This is a genomic window from Sulfitobacter sp. HI0129 (assembly GCF_001635395.1).
Classification (GTDB): Bacteria; Pseudomonadota; Alphaproteobacteria; order Rhodobacterales; family Rhodobacteraceae; genus Sulfitobacter.
This window is the reverse complement of record NZ_LWGH01000122.1, coordinates 1-16,895: the sequence shown is the minus strand read 5'-3', so window position 1 is coordinate 16,895 and position 16,895 is coordinate 1. Positions and strand designations below refer to the sequence as shown.

Here is a 16,895-nt window from a genome sequence, read left to right as displayed (position 1 = left end):
CGCGAGCCGGCGACCGCACCACCGACGGCATCCCCGTGCCCGCCCATGTATTTCGTGGTGGAATGCATCACCAGATCGACGCCGAGCGCATTGCTATCCATCCCCAGCGGGGAAGAGAACGTGGCATCGCAGGAAAGTAGTGCCCCTGCGTCATGGGCGATTTTCGCAATGGCGGCCACATCCGCCAGACGCATGATCGGGTTCACCGGGCTTTCCACATGAACCAGCCGCGTATTCGTCTGCATCGCTTCGCGAACGGCGTCGAGGTCGGACATGTCCACCGGCGTGACCTCGATCCCGAAACGGGGAAGCGTGTCGCGGGCCAGTTCGGCCACCCCTGCGTAGGAGACATCGGAGATCAGCAGATGGTCGCCCTTGCTGAGAAAGGTGAGCATGATCGCCGTCGCCGCCGCCATCCCCGATGCGGTACACAGGCAGTCTTCGGTGCCCTGCAAGGCCGCGATCTTGCGCTCCAGCAGATGAACCGACGGGTTGCCCCAGCGGGCATAGGCGTAGGGCGATTCGTCCGTCAGATCATGAGCGGAAAAGCCCGATACGCTGTCGCTGACAAAGGCGGAGGACATATGGATCGCCGGGGCGGAGGCGCCCGTTGTGGGATCGGGCCCTTCGCCTGCGTGGATCGCGCGGGTCATCTCACCGGTAAAGCTGTTGCGATGGGTCATATCTCACCTCCTTGTAAATATGCGCTGACCGTCATGCCTGCGCCGGACGATTGCAACCCCTGTGCGGGGCCCCTAGCTAGGGACAAAGGAGAACGTCATGAGCAATCCACTTCTGCAGGACTGGGACACGCCTTTCGGCATCGCACCCTTCAACCGCATTTCCGACGATGATTTCGCCCCCGCCTTCGACGAAGCGCTCGCACGCCACAAGGCGGAAATCGACGCCATCGCCGAAGCGCAGAGCAGGCCCGATTTTGCCAATACGATCGAAGCCCTGGAAGGCGCAGGCAAAACCCTGGACAAGGTGCTTGGCGTTTTCTTCACCGTGGCCGGGGCAGACAGCAACCCCCGGCGCGAGGCACTGCAGCGGGAGTTCTCCCCCCGGCTGGCGGCGCATTTTGCAGAGATATCCGCGAACAAGAAGCTGTTCGCCCGGGTCGAAGACGTCTGGAATAAGCGCGATACGCTCGACCTCGACGAAGAACAGCAGCGCGTCCTGATGCTGACCCATCGGGGCTTCGTGAGGGCCGGTGCGGCCCTTACCGGGGCGGAGGATGCGCGGATGAAAGAGATCAAGGGCCGCCTCGCCACGCTTGGGACCACCTTCACGCAGAACCTGCTCGCGGATGAACGCGACTGGTACATGACCCTGCAGGAAGGCGATCTCGACGGGCTGCCGGATTTCGTGGTTGATGCAGCCCGGTCGGCGGGGGCGGAACGGGACGCGCCCGGGCCGGTGGTCACGCTGTCGCGCTCGCTGATCGTGCCCTTCCTTCAGTTTTCCCCCCGGCGGGACCTGCGCGAAACCGCATTCAAGGCATGGGCCGCCCGCGGCGCCAACGGGGGCGAGACGGACAATCGCGCCATCGCGGCGGAGATCCTCGCCCTGCGGGAAGAGCGCGCGCATCTGCTGGGCTACGACAGCTTTGCCTCCTACAAGCTGGAAACCGAAATGGCGGGCACGCCGTCGGCGGTCCGCGACCTGCTGATGGAGGTCTGGAAACCTGCCCGCGCGCAGGCCGAAACGGATGCCGAAGTACTGAGCGGGATGATGCGGGACGACGGCATTAACGACGATCTGGCCCCGTGGGACTGGCGCTACTACGCGGAAAAACGGCGCGCGAAGGAACATGACCTCGATGAGGCGGCGTTGAAGCCGTACTTCCAGCTGGAGCGGATGATCGATGCGGCCTTCGGCGTGGCCACCCGGCTCTTCGGACTGGAGTTTACCCCCCTTGATGTGCCGCTCTACCATCCCGATTGCCGCGCATGGAACGTGACCCGCGCAGGGGAGCATGTCGCTGTCTTCATCGGCGACTATTTCGCCCGCGGCTCGAAACGTTCGGGCGCGTGGTGTTCTGCGATGCGGTCGCAGGCGAAATACCCGGATATCCAGTCGCCGGTGGTCATCAACGTCTGCAACTTCGCAAAAGGCGATCCGGCGCTGCTGTCCTATGACGATGCGCGCACCTTGTTTCACGAATTCGGACATGCTCTGCACCAGATGCTGTCGAACGTGACCTATGAAAGCGTATCGGGCACCTCCGTCGCACGTGACTTCGTCGAACTGCCAAGCCAGCTCTATGAACATTGGCTGGAAGTGCCCGAGGTCCTTCAGGAATATGCGATCCATGCCCGCACGGGCGAAGCCATGCCCCCGGAACTGTTGCAGAAGGTTCTGGGCGCCGCGACCTTCGACATGGGATTCCAGACGGTCGAATATATCGCCTCCGCGCTTGTTGACCTCGATTTTCACGACGGTTCCGCCCCGAAGGACCCGATGGCGCGTCAGGCCGAAGTGCTGGAAGCCATCGGAATGCCCGAGGCCATTACCATGCGCCATGCCACACCCCAGTTCGCCCATGTCTTTTCCGGCGACGGGTATTCCAGCGGATACTACAGCTACATGTGGTCAGAGGTGATGGACGCCGATGCCTTCGAGGCTTTTGAAGAAGCGGGCGGCCCCTTCGATCCGGCAATGGCCGAACGGCTAGAAGGCCATATCCTGACCCGGGGTGGCAGCGTGGATGCCGCGGAACTCTACACCGCGTTTCGCGGTCGCCTCCCCGATGCGGCTGCTCTTCTGCGGGGTCGGGGGCTGGCGGCGGCGGCGGAATGAGTATTTGGAAAAGGGTGAAGGGGCCTGTTTCCCCTCTTCACCCTTTGTTCAAATACTCATTCCATCAATAGCCGCGGGACGGGTCCGCCAGATGCAGAAACGTCTCGCCCGCTTCTCCCCTGCGTATATTCTCGGCAATCGCTTCGGAGGCGGTGTTGGCGCGGGTCTCGGCGGCGATATGGGGTGTCACCGTGACCCGGGGGTGCGACCAGTAGCGATGCTCTGCCGGCAGGGGTTCGGTGCGGAAAACATCGAGCGTCGCATGGGCGATATGGCCTTCGTCAAGCGCCGAAAGCAGCGCTTCGTCGTCGATCAGCGCACCGCGCCCGGGGTTGATGATGAAGGCCCCGCGGGGGAGCATTCCGATCCGCTTCGCGTTCAGCAGATTTTCCGTATCGGCGGTGTTGGGCAGCAGGAGGACGAGAATTTCCGCCGTTTCCAGCGCCTTATCGAGGCCGCCTTCGCCTGACAGGCAGGTTATCCCCGGCAGTGTCTTTTCCGTCCGGGACCATCCGGTGACGTCAAAGCCGAGCGAGACCAGCGTTTCCGCCGCAGCCCGCCCCAAGGCCCCGAGGCCGAGGATCGTCACCTTGCGTTCGTAAGCCAGCGGAGGAGTATGCGGTTCCCATTCCGTATCGCTCCGCGTGATGTCTGCATCCATGCCGAGATGGTGGCGCATGACGTGGCCGGTGACCCATTCGACCATGCCACGGGTCAGTCCCGGGTCCACCATACGTGCCAGTGGAATTGCGAGCGTGGGATTGCCGATGATGTCTTCCACGCCTGCCCAGAGGTTCAGCACCGCTTTGGCGCGCGTATAGGGCGTGAAAACCTGCAGGGGACTGTTCGGGGCGTAAACGATGTAGTCCACCTCTGCCGGGGGCATGTCGGTCGCAAGATGGGCATCGACCCCGGCACGGGCAAAGGCATCGCGCAGCGGGGCGGCGTAGGTTTCCCAGCGATCGGGCCGGGCCGCGAAAAGGACATTCACCGCCATCAACGGGGCCTGTGGACATGGGCCGATTGTACCAGCCCGAAGGCCAGCAACAGCACCAGCATCGCGGAGCCGCCATAGCTCACCATGGGCAGTGGCACACCGACCACGGGGGCCAGTCCCATGACCATGGACATGTTGACCGCGAAGAAGAGGAAGAAGTTCAACGCGATCCCCATCGTCAGCAGGGAGGCGAAGCGATCCCGGTTCAGCATCGCCGAGGCTATGCAGAACAGGATGATGAGCGCATAGAGCGCGAGAAGCGAGATGCCCCCGACAAAACCGAACTCCTCCGCCAGTGTGGTGAAGATGAAGTCGGTATGTTTCTCCGGCAGGAAGTTGAGGCGGGATTGCGTGCCCTGCATGAACCCCCGGCCTGTCCATCCGCCGGAACCCAGAGCAATTTTCGACTGAGTAATGTGATACCCTGCGCCAAGCGGGTCCGAACTGGGATCGAGAAAGGTATCGATCCGCCTGTACTGATAGTTTTTCAGCAGTTGCCATGGCGTGCCCCGGCTTTCGAAAACCGCCGTGATCAGGCCGATCCCAGCAGAGGCGACGACCGCGAAATAGGCCCAGTGCACCCCGGCAAGGAACATCAGCCCACCGCCCGCCGTAAGCAGCAGGATCGCCGTGCCGAGGTCCGGCTGCTTCAGAACCAGAGCCGTCGGCAGCAGGATCATGATCACCGGCAGCAGAACCCAGAAGGGGCGGGAGGTCTTTCGCGCCGGGAGCCAGTCGTAATAGGCGGCGAGAAACATCACCATGGTGATCTTCATCAGTTCCGAAGGCTGCAGACGCATGAAGCCGATATCGATCCAGCGCTGGGCGCCCATGCCCACAGTTCCGAAAAGCTCCACCGCGAGCAGCAGTGCAACCGATATGGCATAGGCCAGCCCCGCCAGATTGCGCCAGAGCCAGATCGGCACCATGGCAACCGCGATCATCAGCGCCAACCCGAGGGCGAAGCGTTTCATCTGCGGCTCGGCCCAGGGGGTGAAGCTGCCGCCCGCGACGGAATAAAGCATGAGAAAGCCGACACCGGCCACTGCGGCAAGCAATACGGCGAGCGGCCAGTTCAGGAACAGGATCTTGCGCAGCCCTGTGGGAACCGACTTTACCGTGTATTCAAGATAGCTCACGCGCGGTCCCTCGCGCGGCCGTCGGTGCCGAACCGCAGGGCGCGCAGCCTTTCCTGCTGTTCCGCGATACGCTCCCGGTCGCCCTGCGGGTAGGCCTCCAGCGGCGGGTCGCCGCCCGCCAGCGCCTGGAGCATGACATCGCGGGCGATAGGCGCCGCTGCGGTGGAGCCGCCCCCGCCATGTTCGACAAGCACCGACATGGCGTAGCGCGGTGCCTCGTAGGGGGCGAAACAGACGAAGAGCGCGTGGTCGCGCCGGTTCCAGGGCAGATCCTGGTTCTTGGTCACGCCCCGGGCCCGCTCCGCCGCGGTAATGTTGCGCACCTGGCTGGTGCCGGTCTTGCCCGCCATCCGCATATCTTCGGCGATGATGCGGCTGCGATAGGCGGTGCCCCGGCGGTCGTTGACCACGTCGTGCATCGCCTTGCGCATCTTGTTGAGGTTGTTCTGGTTCATGTCGAGCGCGGCCCCCAGACCGTCGGGCCGTTCGACGCCGTCGACGGATTTCACCAGCCGGGGCGTCACCTCCCGGCCTGTGGCGAGCCGGGCTGTCATCACCGCGAGTTGCAGCGGGGAGGCCAGGGTAAAGCCCTGCCCGATGGAGGAGTTGACAGTGTCACCCACCCGCCATGCCTCGCCCCGCGTGGAAAGCTTCCACGCCATGGTGGGGGTGAGACCTGCAGCGACGGAGCTGAGCGCCAATTCGTGCTTGATACCCAAACCGAAGCGGTTCGCCATCGCGGTGATCTTTTCGATGCCGACTTTCACGGCAAGGTCGTAGTAATAGACGTCGCAAGACTGCTTTAGCGAGTTTTCGAGGTTCACCCGGCCATGGCCGGTGCGTTTCCAGCAGTGAAAGCGGCGGCCTGCCACTTCGAGGTGGCCCGGGCAGTACACGGTGTCTTCCGGTCCGATCAGGCCTTCTTCCAGCGCGGCCATGGCCGTCATCATCTTGAAGGTAGAGCCGGGCGGATAGGTGCCCTGCACCGTCTTGTTCACCAGCGGGCGATATTCGGAGTTGAGCAGCGGGTTGTAGTCCGCCGAAGAGATTCCGCCGATAAAGAGGTTGGGATCGTAGCTGGGGGCAGAGGCAATGGCCGCGAGATCGCCGCTTTCACAGTCGATCACCACGACAGCGGCGCTTTCCCCATCGAGCCGGGCCTGCACGTAGCCTTGCAGATGCGCATCCACTGTCAGCTGCAGGTCCGCACCCGATTGGCCTTCGCGGCGCGAAAGCTCCCGCATCACCCGGCCCGTGGCGTTAACCTCCACCTGCTTGGTACCGGCAGACCCGCGCAGCACGGCTTCTTCGCGGGCCTCGACATTGATCTTGCCGATCTGGAAGCGCGGAATGCGCAGAACCTGATCCGGGTCTTCGAGCGCGTCGAGATCCGCTTGGCTCACCCGGCCCACACGACCGACGACATGGGCGAAATCCTGACCGCGGGGATAGACACGCGCCAGGCCCACCTCCGGCGTGATGCCGGGCAGGGCGGGGGCGTTGACGGAGACGCGGCTGACATCGTCCCACGAGACGTCTTCCAGCACCGTCACCGGCAGGAAGGGGGCGGAACGGTTGACCTCCGCAATGACCCGTTCGCGCGTTTCTGCGTCTAGTTCAACAAGGGTAGAGAGCCGGTCCAGCACCGCTTCCACGTCGCCTGCGTCTTCGCGCACCAGCACGATCCGGTAGCTTGGGACGTTCTGCGCCAGCCGTCGCCCGTTGCGGTCGAAAATCTCGCCCCGCGCGGGCGGGATGAGCCTGATATTGATGCGGTTTTCCTCCGCCAGAAGGCGGAACTGGTCGGCCTGATCGACCTGCAGATACCGCATCCGCGCGGCCAGCCCGCCCATGAACAGCAGTTGCGCGCCACCCAGAAGGGCGGCCCGGCGGGTCAGCTTGCCATGGCTGGCATCGATTTCGGCGCGGTTGCGTCTCATACGGGGCGGTTCCTGTTCATGCGCGGTAGCCCATGGAATCGAGATCCGTGGTCGTCGGGCGGCGGACCCCCAGAACGCCGTGGGTCACGAGGACAATCAAGGGGTAGGATAACAGAGTGGCCCCGAGTTCGGAAAGGCTCAGTGTCAGGGAAGGGACGGGTACCATCACGATCGCGAGAATGAGCCGATTGCCCATCAGCACCATCGTGGTCACCACGGCTACCGCCACCCATTCTGCCGCAAAGGTGGAATCGCGCAGGTTGCGGATGCGCCCCTTGAGGTTTTCGCACCCCAGAAGTGCCAGCAGGGACCACAACCCGGGGGGGCGCTGCAGCAGCAGGTCGCTCAGCAGGAAGATGCCCGCCAGCAAAAGGGGCGGGACGTAGTCCGGGCGGCGCAATACCCATGCAAAGGCAAAACCGAGCAGCAGGTCGGGGCCTGCCCATGTCCGCGGGGTTGTCTGAAGGGGCAACAGGTTGAAGAACAGGATCGTCAGCGCAAGCAGCACGAAGGTGCCGCGCATGATCCAGATTCTCGTGACGGATTTATCTATCATTGCCTGTCGCTGTCACTGTCGGGGAGGCGCGGCCCGATGAAATCCGCGCCGCCTTCGCTTGCGCCCACGACCTGCGAATCCTGTGGGACGGTTTCATTGCCGAGGTGGCGAAGGACCCGCAGGAATTCAAGACGCTCGTAATCGGCAGCGAGCCTGACGCGCAGCCGCCCGCCCGGATCGGCGGCGACCTGACCGATCAGCACACCCGCCGGAAAGACACCCCCGTCGCCCGAGGATATGACCCTGTCGCCCGGGCGGACGAGATCCGGGTTTTCGAGGAAGTCCACCGGCGGCGCGGGCGAATTGTCCCCCGCGATGATGGCCCGTTGCCCCGATGGCTGGATGATGGCGGGTATGCGGCTGGAGGCATCGGTCAGCAGGATGACCCGTGAGGTATTTTCGGCCACGCCCGAAATGCGCCCCACAAGGCCGATGCCGTCCATGGTGGCCCATCCATCCACCAGCCCGTCGCGCTTGCCGACGTTCAGCAGGACGGATTGGCGAAAGGGCGAGCCACTGTCGGCGAGCACGACCCCTGTAATATAGGTCAGCCGGGGATCGAGCCGCACGTTGTTGAGGTCCAGCAGGCGCGCGTTTTCCTGCTCCAGCTGCAGGGCGGCTTCCTTCCAGGCCTGCATCTGGCGCAATTCGCTGCGCAGCTCCTGATTCTGTTCCGAAAGCCGCTGGTAGCTCTGAAAATCCCGAAACAGGTTCACGGTGCCGGTCACGGGGGCCATGGCCCATTCGAGGTTGGGCACCACGCGGTCGGTGATCTGCGCGCGGAAGCGTTCAACCCGCGGGCTGTCGATGCGCCAGACGAGGAAGATGGCCCCCAGCGCCAGTATCAGAACCGTCATCAGCAACCGGCGAAGGGGGCCGGTGTAGTCGCTGGAACTGTTACGGTCCTTTGCCATTCTGGCGATCCTCCTGCCCGGGGTTCAGGCAGGGCAGTCCTGCCGCCATCCGGGATGGGGTAAGGGTATGTTCAGCTGTCGTAATCGATGGCGTGACGCAGCTGCTTTTCGTATTCGAGCGCCTTGCCGGTCCCCAGTGCCACGCAGTTCAGCGGTTCATCCGCGACGGAAATGGCCAGTCCGGTCTGCTCGCGCAGGGCGAGGTCCAGATCACCCAGCAATGCCCCGCCACCGGTGAGCATCACGCCCCGATCGACGATATCGGCGGCCAGATCGGGCGGAGTGGTCTCGAGCGCCGTCATCACGGCCTCGCAGATCTGCTGCACGGGTTCTGCAAGGGCTTCAGCAATCTGCGCCTGTGTCACCTCGATTTCCTTCGGCACGCCGTTCAGAAGGTCGCGCCCGCGAATCTGCATGGAGGTACCGCGCCCGTCGTCGGGCATCCGGGCCGTACCGATGGAGGTCTTGATCCGTTCGGCGGTCGTTTCACCCACAAGGATGTTCTGCTGCCGGCGCAGGTAGCTGATGATCGCCTCGTCCATCCGGTCGCCACCGACGCGCACGGAGCGGGCGTAGACGATGTCACCCAAGGACAGGACCGCCACTTCGGTGGTACCGCCGCCGATATCCACCACCATGTTACCGGTGGGATCGGTGATGGGCATGCCCGCGCCGATGGCCGCCGCGATGGGTTCCGCGATCAGCCCCGCGCGCCGTGCGCCCGCGGAAAGCACGGACTGGCGGATCGCCCGCTTTTCCACCGGTGTGGCACCATGGGGCACACAAACGATGATCTTGGGCTTGGAGAAGGTCGAGCGTTTGTGCACCTTGCGGATGAAATGCTTGATCATTTCCTCGGCGGTGTCGAAGTCCGCGATGACGCCTTCGCGCATGGGGCGGATCGCCTCGATGGAGCCGGGGGTGCGGCCCAGCATCAGCTTGGCGTCCTCACCCACCGCGAGCACTTTCTTGACGCCGTCCTTGACGTGGTAGGCCACCACCGACGGTTCGCTCAGGATGATGCCACGCCCCTTGACGTAGACCAATGTGTTCGCCGTTCCGAGGTCGATTGCCATGTCGGAGGAGAACAGGCCGTGCAAATTTCCTAGAAGCGACATCGGGCAAAAAACCTTGCAAAATTCTCATCGGCCCGGAACTCCGACCGGAGCGGGCTGATCGCCCTTATAGGCAGGACCGCCTCCGGGTGAAAGGGGGGGCAAAGTGGCAGGGTGGCACGATGTTGCCGGTGCGCTATGCTGAGGGGAACCGCGATTGCCCCCGGTGTGAAGGAGACGAGGAACATGAAAAAGATACAATCGCTTGGCGTACACCATATTACGCTCACAGGCGCCGACCGGCAAAGCTCCATCGACTTCTGGGAAGGGGTGCTAGGCATGCCTTTCATCTTCGACCAGCCGAACCTTGACGATCCGGACGAAGGGCATCTTTATTTCGATCCCGGCGACGGTCGTCTCATCACCATCTTCACGAATGAGAATCGCCGCGCCATGCACAACCGCACGCCCATGGACCCGGGCTGCGTGCATCACATCGCCTTCGAAGTGGACCGCGCCATGTTCGACCAGGTGCTCGACCGCCTCGAAGAGCGCGGGATCGGAAACTCGGGCGTGAAGGATCGCGGTTTCATGCACTCGATCTATTTCAAGGATCCGCTGGGTCTACTGATCGAACTGGCCTGCTACGCTTTCATCCCGCCCCGCGGGTCCAGCCATGCTGAAGTGATGCTGGAAGCGCACAAGATACGCGTGGCCGCCGGGGATCACCACATAGAGCGCCAGCATCTTGCGGATGCGAGCGCGCTGATCGTGGAGCGGTCACAGGCGTCGCTCAGCGAAGATCGGGGACCGAAGAACCCCTATCGTTAAGAGGTTTGTCCTGCCCAAAGACGAAGGCCCCGCGCGATCGGCGCGGAGGCTTGTTTTCATGGGCGAGGGAGCCTCAGCTCACGTCCTTGTAGCTGACTTCGCGCTTGTCGGTGCCGCCCTTTTCGCGGCGCACCAGCAAGCGGTTCAGCGCATGGACATAGGCCCGGACGGAGGCCACCACGGTATCGGTGTCGGCGGACTGGCCCGTCACGATGCGGCCGTCTTCCTCCATCCGGACCGATACGGTCGCCTGCGCATCCGTGCCCTCTGTCACGGCATGCACCTGATAAAGCTGCAGCCGCGCCGTATGGGGCACGAGCGCCTTGATACAGTTGAAGGCCGCGTCGACAGGCCCGTCGCCGGTCTGGCTGGTGCTTTGTTCCGTGCCGTCGACATCCAGAACCATCTCGGCCTTCTGGGGCCCTTCCGTGCCGCAGACGACCGTCATGGAAACGAGCTTAAGGCGCTCGTTTTCAGGGTCGGTCGATGTCCGCATCAGCGCGACAAGGTCGTCCTCGTAGATTTCCTTCTTGCGGTCGGCCAGTTCCTTGAACCGCACAAAGACGTCCTTGAGCTGGTTGTCCCCAAGCTCATAGCCGAGGTTCTCAAGCTTTGACCGCAGCGCCGCGCGGCCAGAATGTTTGCCCATCACGATGTTGGTTTCGGTCAGGCCCACGTCTTCGGGGCGCATAATCTCGAACGTCTCGGCGTTTTTCAGCATGCCGTCCTGATGGATACCGCTTTCATGCGCAAAGGCGTTCTTGCCCACGATCGCCTTGTTGAACTGCACGGCAAAGCCGCTGACGGCGGCGACCCGGCGAGAGATGTTCATGATCTTGGTGCTGTCGACGCGCGTCTCGTAAGGCATAATGTCATTGCGCACTTTCAGCGCCATCACGACTTCCTCAAGCGCGGTATTGCCCGCCCGTTCGCCAAGGCCATTGATCGTGCATTCGATCTGGCGCGCGCCCGCCTCCACGGCGGCGAGGCTGTTTGCCGTCGCCATGCCCAGATCGTTGTGGCAATGGGTGGCGAATACGATTTCATCCGCGCCGGGAACGTTTTCCAGCAGTTTGGCGATCAGTTGCGCGCTTTCGCGCGGTGCGGTGTATCCCACGGTATCGGGAATGTTGATCGTGGTGGCGCCCGCCTTGATGGCGATTTCCACGACCCGGTAAAGGTAATCCAGTTCCGTCCGCGTGGCGTCCATGGGGGACCATTGCACGTTGTCGCAAAGGTTCCGGGCATGGGTCACCGTATCGTGGATGCGCTCGGCCATTTCGTCCTGTGTGAGGTTCGGAATGGCCCGGTGGAGCGGCGAGGTGCCGATGAAGGTATGAATGCGCGGTTGATTGGCGTGTTTGATCGCTTCCCAGCAGCGGTCAATGTCGGGCATCTGCGCCCGGGCAAGGCCGCAGATCACCGCGTTCTTCGATTGACGGGCAATTTCGCTGACGGCCTTGAAATCCCCTTCGGAAGCGATGGGAAAGCCCGCTTCGATGATATCGACGCCCATTTCGTCCAGAAGGCTTGCGATTTCCAGCTTCTCGGCATGGGTCATGGTGGCGCCTGGGCTCTGTTCGCCATCCCGAAGGGTGGTGTCGAATATGAGTACGCGGTCTTGATGTGCTGTATCGGTCATGTCGGATCTTTCATTCTGCTGTGCTGTTGTTCGTGGCGCGCGACACATCCCTCTGAGCGGGCGCGCCGGGCCGGCACGCTCAGAGGCGGCTTAGCAGCAGCAGGGTGTGACGCGGCAGCAGTGCCGCGCAGGGGCGCATCGACGTGTGGTGTTGAGCAGCCATATTCATGGCCGCCAAGATACGGAGACGGCACGAAAAGAAAAGGGCAAAATTGCCCCCGCGCCGTCCGGACTTGAAGGCCCTTCGTCCTCCGCTATCTCCCGGATATGGATGACCTGCACAAACCGAAGCTCGTGGGGCTCAATCATATCGTTCTCGAAGTGGGCGATCTGACCGCAGCGCTCGATTTCTATCATGCGATCTTCGCTTTCCGCCTGAGGGGCCGCGAAGAAGACATGGCCTTTCTGGATATGGGTGATCAGTTCCTCGTGCTTGCAGAGGGGCGGGACCAGTCCGCGGACAAGACCCGGCATTTCGGGTTGGTGGTCGACGACCGCAGCACCGTGCCGGACAGGGTAAAGGCTGCAGGAGGACGCATGCTGGATACACCCTTCGTCGATTTCCTCGATCCATGGGGCAATCGGGTTCAGGTCGTTGAATATCGCGACCTGCAATTCACCAAGACGGACGCGGTTCTCGAAAAACTCGGCGTGAGCCCGGATAAGAGCGCCGATGCCCTTGCCGAGCTTCACGAAAAAGGGCTGCGCTGAGGGTTGGCGCGCAAGACGCTTATCCTCGGGGCTTCCGGCGGTATTGGCAGCGCCCTGGCCCGCGCGTGCAGGGCGCAGGGCGATATGGTCACCACGTTTTCCCGGCGCGAAGAGGGCTTCGATCTGATGGACGAAATCGGGGTAAAGCGGCACTTGTCTGCGCTGGACGGCCCCTTTGAGCGTATCGTGATTGCGACGGGCGCGTTGGAGATCGAAGGCGCTGCGCCGGAAAAGACGATCCGCGCGGTCGGACAACAGGCAATGCTGGACCAGTTCGCGCTGAATGCCGTGGGGCCTGCGCTGGTTCTGGCGCACGCGCCCGACCTTCTGCCCCGGGATCGCCGCGCCGTTTTGGCGGCGCTGTCCGCCCGTGTCGGCTCCATCGGCGACAACCACATCGGAGGCTGGATAAGCTACCGCAGTGCAAAGGCCGCCCTGAACCAGATCGTCCATACCGCGGCCATCGAACTGGCCAGAACGCACCCGCAAAGCATCTGCGTCTCGCTGCATCCGGGCACGGTGGCGACGCCATTTACAGAAAATTACCTTGGCCGGCATCCGGCCGTTAAGCCCGAGGAGGCCGCCGCGAACCTGCTGCGTGTGATGGAAGGGCTGCGTTCCGAAGATACCGGCGGATTCTTCGACTGGGCCGGCAAGCCTGTCCCGTGGTGAGCCGCCTTGTCCTGATACTGGGCGATCAACTGACGCCGGGTCTTTCCGCCCTGCGCGAAGCCCGTAAGGACGGCGATATCATCGTCATGGCCGAAGTCATGGAAGAGGCGGAATACGTCCGCCACCACCCGATGAAAATCGCGCTGATCTTTTCGGCTATGCGCAAGTTCGCGGCGGAACTGGAGGCCGAGGGTTGGGACATCCGCTACACCCTGCTGGACGATACGGGCAACGCCGGCTCCATCGTGGGGGAATTGCTGCGCCGCGCCGAAGAAACAGGGGCGGGCGAAGTCCTCATGACGGAGGCAGGCGAATGGCGGCTCATCGAAAAGCTGAAATACGCACCGATCAAGGTACGGACCCTGCCTGATGACCGGTTCCTCGCCTCCCACGCGGAGTTCGAGGAATGGGCCAAGGGCCGCAAGGCCTTGCGGATGGAATATTTCTACCGCGACATGCGCCGCCGCACCGGCCTGATGATGGAGGGCGACGATCCTGCGGGCGGCCAGTGGAACTTTGACCACGACAACCGCAAACCTGCGGGCGGCGAGCTGAAGTTCGTGCCACCCCCGGCTTTCGAACCTGACGAAACTGTGCGCGATGTGCTCGAGCTGGTCGCGGCACGATTCGGCGACAATTTCGGGGACCTTGAACCTTTCACACTGGCGACGACGCGGGCAGAGGCGCTCGAGGCGTTGGATCACTTCGTGACGCACGCCCTACCGCGGTTTGGCGACTATCAGGATGCGATGCTGACGGACGAACCCTTTCTCTATCACGCGCTGCTGTCGCCTTATATGAATCTCGGCCTTCTGGGTCCCCTGGAGGTCTGCAAGGCGGCTGAAAAGGCTTGGCAGGCGGGCGATGTTCCCATCAACGCCGCTGAAGGTTTCATCCGCCAGATCATCGGCTGGCGTGAATATGTGCGCGGTATCTATTTCCTTGAAGGCCCCGACTATACCACCCGCAACGCGCTGCAACACACCCGCGATCTGCCCGATTTCTACTGGGGCGCCGGAACGCGGATGAATTGCGTGTCACAAGCGGTGACCCAGACCCGTAAACATGCCTATGCGCATCATATCCAGCGGCTGATGGTGACAGGCAACTTCGCCCTGCTCGCCGGAGTGGACCCGGCGCAGGTGCATGAATGGTATCTGGAAGTCTACGCCGACGCCTATGAATGGGTGGAGGCCCCCAATACCATCGGCATGAGTCAGTTCGCGGATGGCGGCGTCATCGCGTCAAAGCCCTATGTCTCATCGGGCGCCTATATCAACAGGATGTCGGATTACTGCAAAACCTGCGACTACAAGGTCAGCAGGAAAACGGGCGAGGGGGCCTGCCCGTTCAACCTGCTTTACTGGCATTTCCTCGACCGGCACCGCGACCGGTTCGAGGGGAATTCGCGCATGGGCAACATGTATCCGACCTGGGACCGGATGGACGCGGACCGCAAGGAAACCGTGCTGAAGGACGCGACCGCGTGGTTGGCGCGGCTGGACGCGGGCGAGGAAGTCTAGCCCGCGGCGCTTTGTGCCTTCGCTGTTCCATCATGGACAGCGCGGCTGTCGACAGGCGCCTCGTCCCGCTCATTCATTCCGTAGTCCCGCAGGACATGGGCAACCCGCAGGCGGTAATCGCGGAAAATGGTATCCCGCCCCCGCTGCTGGGCGCCCCGGTGGGCCGTCAGCTTGCGCCATTCCTCCAGCGCCTCTTCGTCCCTGAAAACCGAGATCGACAGCAACTTGTCCGGATCGGTCAGGCTCTGAAACCGTTCGACGGAGATAAAGCCGTCGATCTGTTCGACCAAGGGGCGCATTTTCGCCGCGAGGTCGAGGTATTCGGTCCGGCGATCCGGATCAGGATAGACTTCGAAGATAACCGCGATCATTGGATGCTCCCTCGCGATGGTGATGTGACTGGTTTGAGTGTGATGCTGGTATCCCGCGCCGCCATTCCGCCAAAGCGCGCGCTTCAGCCTTCTTCTTCCAGCGCGCCGTTCTCCCAGCTGCCGCTGGCCTCTTCGCCGGTCGCGTAACGCATGGTGCCGCTGCCCTGCCTCTTGCCCGCCTTGAAGGTCCCCTCATAGACATCGCCATTGGCATAGGTCGCGACGCCCTGGCCCTCGATCTCGCCGCGATTCCACTCACCTTCGTATTTGAAGCTGCTGGCCATCACGATGGAGCCCTGACCATGGCGCTGCCCGTTGTCGAACATGCCTTCGTAGACGGTACCGTCGGGATAAGTCGCCTTGCCCATGCCGTGGCGCTGACCGTCTTTCCATTCGCCTTCGTAGCGGTAGCCGTCCGCATAGGTCATGACGCCTTGCCCATCGTTGCGGGCGTTCTTGAACCCGCCTTCGTAGACGACGCCATTGGTGTATGTAGCCTTGCCCTCGCCCTCGATCACGCCGGCGGACCATTCCCCTTCATAGGTGGAGCCGTCGGGATAGGTGATCTTGCCCGTACCATCGGCCAGATCGTCGCGGAAACTGCCGACATAGACCGACCCGTCAGGGTAGGTCACCGTGCCCTGACCCTCGATCTGGCCCTCGACCCAGTCGCCTTCGTAGCGATAGCCGTCCGCCCCGGTGAAAACGCCGGTGCCGTGACGCCGGTCATCCTTGAATTCACCTTCGTAGATGTCGCCGTTTTCATAGACGACCTTGCCGCTGCCTTCGCGGCGCCCCCCGACGAGGTCGCCTTCGTAGACATCCCCGTTGGGTTGGGTCAGCGTACCGGTGCCATTGATCTGCCCGTCCTTCCACAGGCCGACGTAGACCAGCCCGTCCGGCATCGTCAGCGTGCCAGTGCCATTGCGCTTGCCATCCGCAATCTCACCCTCGTAGACGGCGGAATCCGGGTAGGTGATCGTGCCGACGCCTTGCTTCACGCCATCGACCCAGTCGCCCTTGTATTCGTAGCCGCCGGGGCTCTGCATCACGCCCTTGCCATGATGCTTGGCATTGCGGAACTGGCCTTCGTAGCGCACGCCGTTGGCGTAAAGCGCGACGCCGGTGCCCATGATCGCCCCCGCTTCCCATTCGCCTTCATAGGTGCCGCCATCGGCGAATGTGATCTTGCCGAAACCGTCCGGCTTGCCCTTGGCGAAATTGCCTTCGTAGACCGACCCGTTGGGAAAACGGGCGACGCCTTCGCCCTTTATTTCGCCTTCGACCCATTCACCGCTGTATTCGTACCCGTTGGGCAGCTTGTAGGTGCCCGTGCCGTGCTGAAGGCCGCCCCGGAATGTGCCTTCGTATATGCCCCCGTCGTCGTATTGCTTCGTCAGCACCTCGCCGTCCTGTGCAAGGGCGGGCAGGGGCAAGAGCGAAAATGCGAAGAACAGCGTGCGAAGGGACATTGGCGAACCTGTTTTACCGGGCGGGCGATGGTCGGTTCCGGGGGGCCGCCCCACCCCTGCGGCGCCCATCCCGAACCTAAGCAATGGGGGCAGGCTGGGCAATCGTCTTTTGGCGCGTCGGCGGGGGCGGGCTTTCCCTCGTCGTGCGATCTGCTACATCGGTCACGGAATTTCGAAGGGACCGGCACATGACGGAGCGTTTCCGCATCACTCTGGGGCAGTTGAACCCGACCGTCGGCGACCTTGCGGGGAACGCCGACCTTGCCCATG

Annotated in this window: 15 protein-coding genes; 5 read left to right on the top strand and 10 right to left on the bottom strand. The window is 62.9% G+C overall.

Annotated elements, in window-relative coordinates; genetic code table 11:
• Positions 1–683, bottom strand: a 683-nt coding sequence (locus A3764_RS01200) for a trans-sulfuration enzyme family protein (protein ID WP_150122028.1), incomplete at its 3' end; no start/stop codon positions are given.
• Positions 684–780: 97 nt separating this feature from the next.
• On the opposite strand from A3764_RS01200, the gene A3764_RS01195 reads away from it, so the two are divergent.
• On the top strand, positions 781–2,802 hold the full coding sequence (locus A3764_RS01195) for a M3 family metallopeptidase (RefSeq protein ID WP_067922110.1): 2,022 nt from the start codon (positions 781–783) through the stop codon (positions 2,800–2,802).
• A 64-nt stretch (positions 2,803–2,866) separates the two neighbouring features.
• Here A3764_RS01195 and A3764_RS01190 read toward each other — a convergent pair whose 3' ends face one another.
• The 6 genes from A3764_RS01190 to A3764_RS01165 form a co-directional block, all read right to left on the bottom strand.
• Positions 2,867–3,799 (bottom strand): 2-hydroxyacid dehydrogenase, encoded by a 933-nt coding sequence (locus A3764_RS01190; RefSeq protein ID WP_067922113.1) that lies wholly within the window; start codon positions 3,797–3,799, stop codon positions 2,867–2,869.
• Positions 3,799–4,938: a rod shape-determining protein RodA gene (gene rodA / locus A3764_RS01185; RefSeq protein WP_067922116.1), complete on the bottom strand. Its 1,140-nt coding sequence runs from the start codon at positions 4,936–4,938 to the stop codon at positions 3,799–3,801. The genes A3764_RS01190 and rodA overlap by 1 nt, the downstream gene beginning before the upstream one ends.
• Positions 4,935–6,878 (bottom strand): penicillin-binding protein 2, encoded by a 1,944-nt coding sequence (gene mrdA, locus A3764_RS01180; RefSeq protein ID WP_067922119.1) that lies wholly within the window; start codon positions 6,876–6,878, stop codon positions 4,935–4,937. The genes rodA and mrdA overlap by 4 nt, the downstream gene beginning before the upstream one ends.
• Before the next feature lie 16 nt (positions 6,879–6,894).
• Positions 6,895–7,434: a rod shape-determining protein MreD gene (locus A3764_RS01175; protein WP_067922122.1), complete on the bottom strand. Its 540-nt coding sequence runs from the start codon at positions 7,432–7,434 to the stop codon at positions 6,895–6,897.
• Complete coding sequence (mreC, locus tag A3764_RS01170; protein WP_067922125.1) at positions 7,431–8,348, bottom strand: rod shape-determining protein MreC; 918 nt, start codon at positions 8,346–8,348, stop codon at positions 7,431–7,433. The genes A3764_RS01175 and mreC overlap by 4 nt, the downstream gene beginning before the upstream one ends.
• 71 nt (positions 8,349–8,419) lie before the next feature.
• Positions 8,420–9,466: a rod shape-determining protein gene (locus A3764_RS01165; protein WP_067922130.1), complete on the bottom strand. Its 1,047-nt coding sequence runs from the start codon at positions 9,464–9,466 to the stop codon at positions 8,420–8,422.
• Positions 9,467–9,649: 183 nt separating this feature from the next.
• On the opposite strand from A3764_RS01165, the gene A3764_RS01160 reads away from it, so the two are divergent.
• Positions 9,650–10,234, top strand: a complete 585-nt coding sequence (locus A3764_RS01160) for a VOC family protein (protein WP_067922133.1) — start codon at positions 9,650–9,652, stop codon at positions 10,232–10,234.
• Between the two features lie 73 nt (positions 10,235–10,307).
• On the opposite strand, the gene A3764_RS01155 is transcribed toward A3764_RS01160, so the two are convergent.
• Positions 10,308–11,876, bottom strand: a complete 1,569-nt coding sequence (locus A3764_RS01155) for a 2-isopropylmalate synthase (protein ID WP_067922140.1) — start codon at positions 11,874–11,876, stop codon at positions 10,308–10,310.
• 267 nt (positions 11,877–12,143) lie between these two features.
• On the opposite strand from A3764_RS01155, the gene A3764_RS01150 reads away from it, so the two are divergent.
• The 3 genes from A3764_RS01150 to A3764_RS01140 are packed head-to-tail and all read left to right on the top strand — an operon-like array spanning position 12,144 to position 14,782.
• Complete coding sequence (locus tag A3764_RS01150) at positions 12,144–12,587, top strand: VOC family protein (RefSeq protein WP_067922143.1); 444 nt, start codon at positions 12,144–12,146, stop codon at positions 12,585–12,587.
• Positions 12,588–12,590: 3 nt separating this feature from the next.
• Positions 12,591–13,259, top strand: coding sequence for an SDR family NAD(P)-dependent oxidoreductase (locus tag A3764_RS01145; protein WP_067922146.1), 669 nt, complete (start codon positions 12,591–12,593; stop codon positions 13,257–13,259).
• Entirely contained in the window at positions 13,256–14,782 is a 1,527-nt protein-coding gene (locus A3764_RS01140) for a cryptochrome/photolyase family protein (RefSeq protein ID WP_201722271.1), read from the top strand. The genes A3764_RS01145 and A3764_RS01140 overlap by 4 nt, the downstream gene beginning before the upstream one ends.
• Here A3764_RS01140 and A3764_RS01135 read toward each other — a convergent pair.
• Positions 14,779–15,153: an antibiotic biosynthesis monooxygenase family protein gene (locus tag A3764_RS01135; RefSeq protein WP_067922166.1), complete on the bottom strand. Its 375-nt coding sequence runs from the start codon at positions 15,151–15,153 to the stop codon at positions 14,779–14,781. The genes A3764_RS01140 and A3764_RS01135 overlap by 4 nt on opposite strands.
• Positions 15,154–15,236: 83 nt before the next feature.
• The gene (locus tag A3764_RS01130; RefSeq protein ID WP_067922169.1) at positions 15,237–16,625 is read right to left on the bottom strand and encodes a 2-isopropylmalate synthase; all 1,389 of its coding nucleotides are present in this window, start codon (positions 16,623–16,625) and stop codon (positions 15,237–15,239) included.
• Between the last annotated feature and the right edge of the window lie 270 nt (positions 16,626–16,895).

Bases quoted from the DNA above. Each gene is read 5' to 3' on its own strand.
- mrdA (WP_067922119.1), bottom strand. From the start codon at position 6,878: ATGAGACGCAACCGCGCCGAAATCGATGCCAGCCATGGCAAGCTGACC.
- A3764_RS01165 (WP_067922130.1), bottom strand. From the start codon at position 9,466: ATGTCGCTTCTAGGAAATTTGCACGGCCTGTTCTCCTCCGACATGGCA.
- A3764_RS01150 (WP_067922143.1), top strand. From the start codon at position 12,144: ATGGATGACCTGCACAAACCGAAGCTCGTGGGGCTCAATCATATCGTT.
- A3764_RS01135 (WP_067922166.1), bottom strand. From the start codon at position 15,153: ATGATCGCGGTTATCTTCGAAGTCTATCCTGATCCGGATCGCCGGACC.
- A3764_RS01175 (WP_067922122.1), bottom strand. From the start codon at position 7,434: ATGATAGATAAATCCGTCACGAGAATCTGGATCATGCGCGGCACCTTC.
- A3764_RS01130 (WP_067922169.1), bottom strand. From the start codon at position 16,625: ATGTCCCTTCGCACGCTGTTCTTCGCATTTTCGCTCTTGCCCCTGCCC.
- A3764_RS01195 (WP_067922110.1), top strand. From the start codon at position 781: ATGAGCAATCCACTTCTGCAGGACTGGGACACGCCTTTCGGCATCGCA.
- mreC (WP_067922125.1), bottom strand. From the start codon at position 8,348: ATGGCAAAGGACCGTAACAGTTCCAGCGACTACACCGGCCCCCTTCGC.
- A3764_RS01155 (WP_067922140.1), bottom strand. From the start codon at position 11,876: ATGACCGATACAGCACATCAAGACCGCGTACTCATATTCGACACCACC.
- A3764_RS01190 (WP_067922113.1), bottom strand. From the start codon at position 3,799: ATGGCGGTGAATGTCCTTTTCGCGGCCCGGCCCGATCGCTGGGAAACC.
- A3764_RS01160 (WP_067922133.1), top strand. From the start codon at position 9,650: ATGAAAAAGATACAATCGCTTGGCGTACACCATATTACGCTCACAGGC.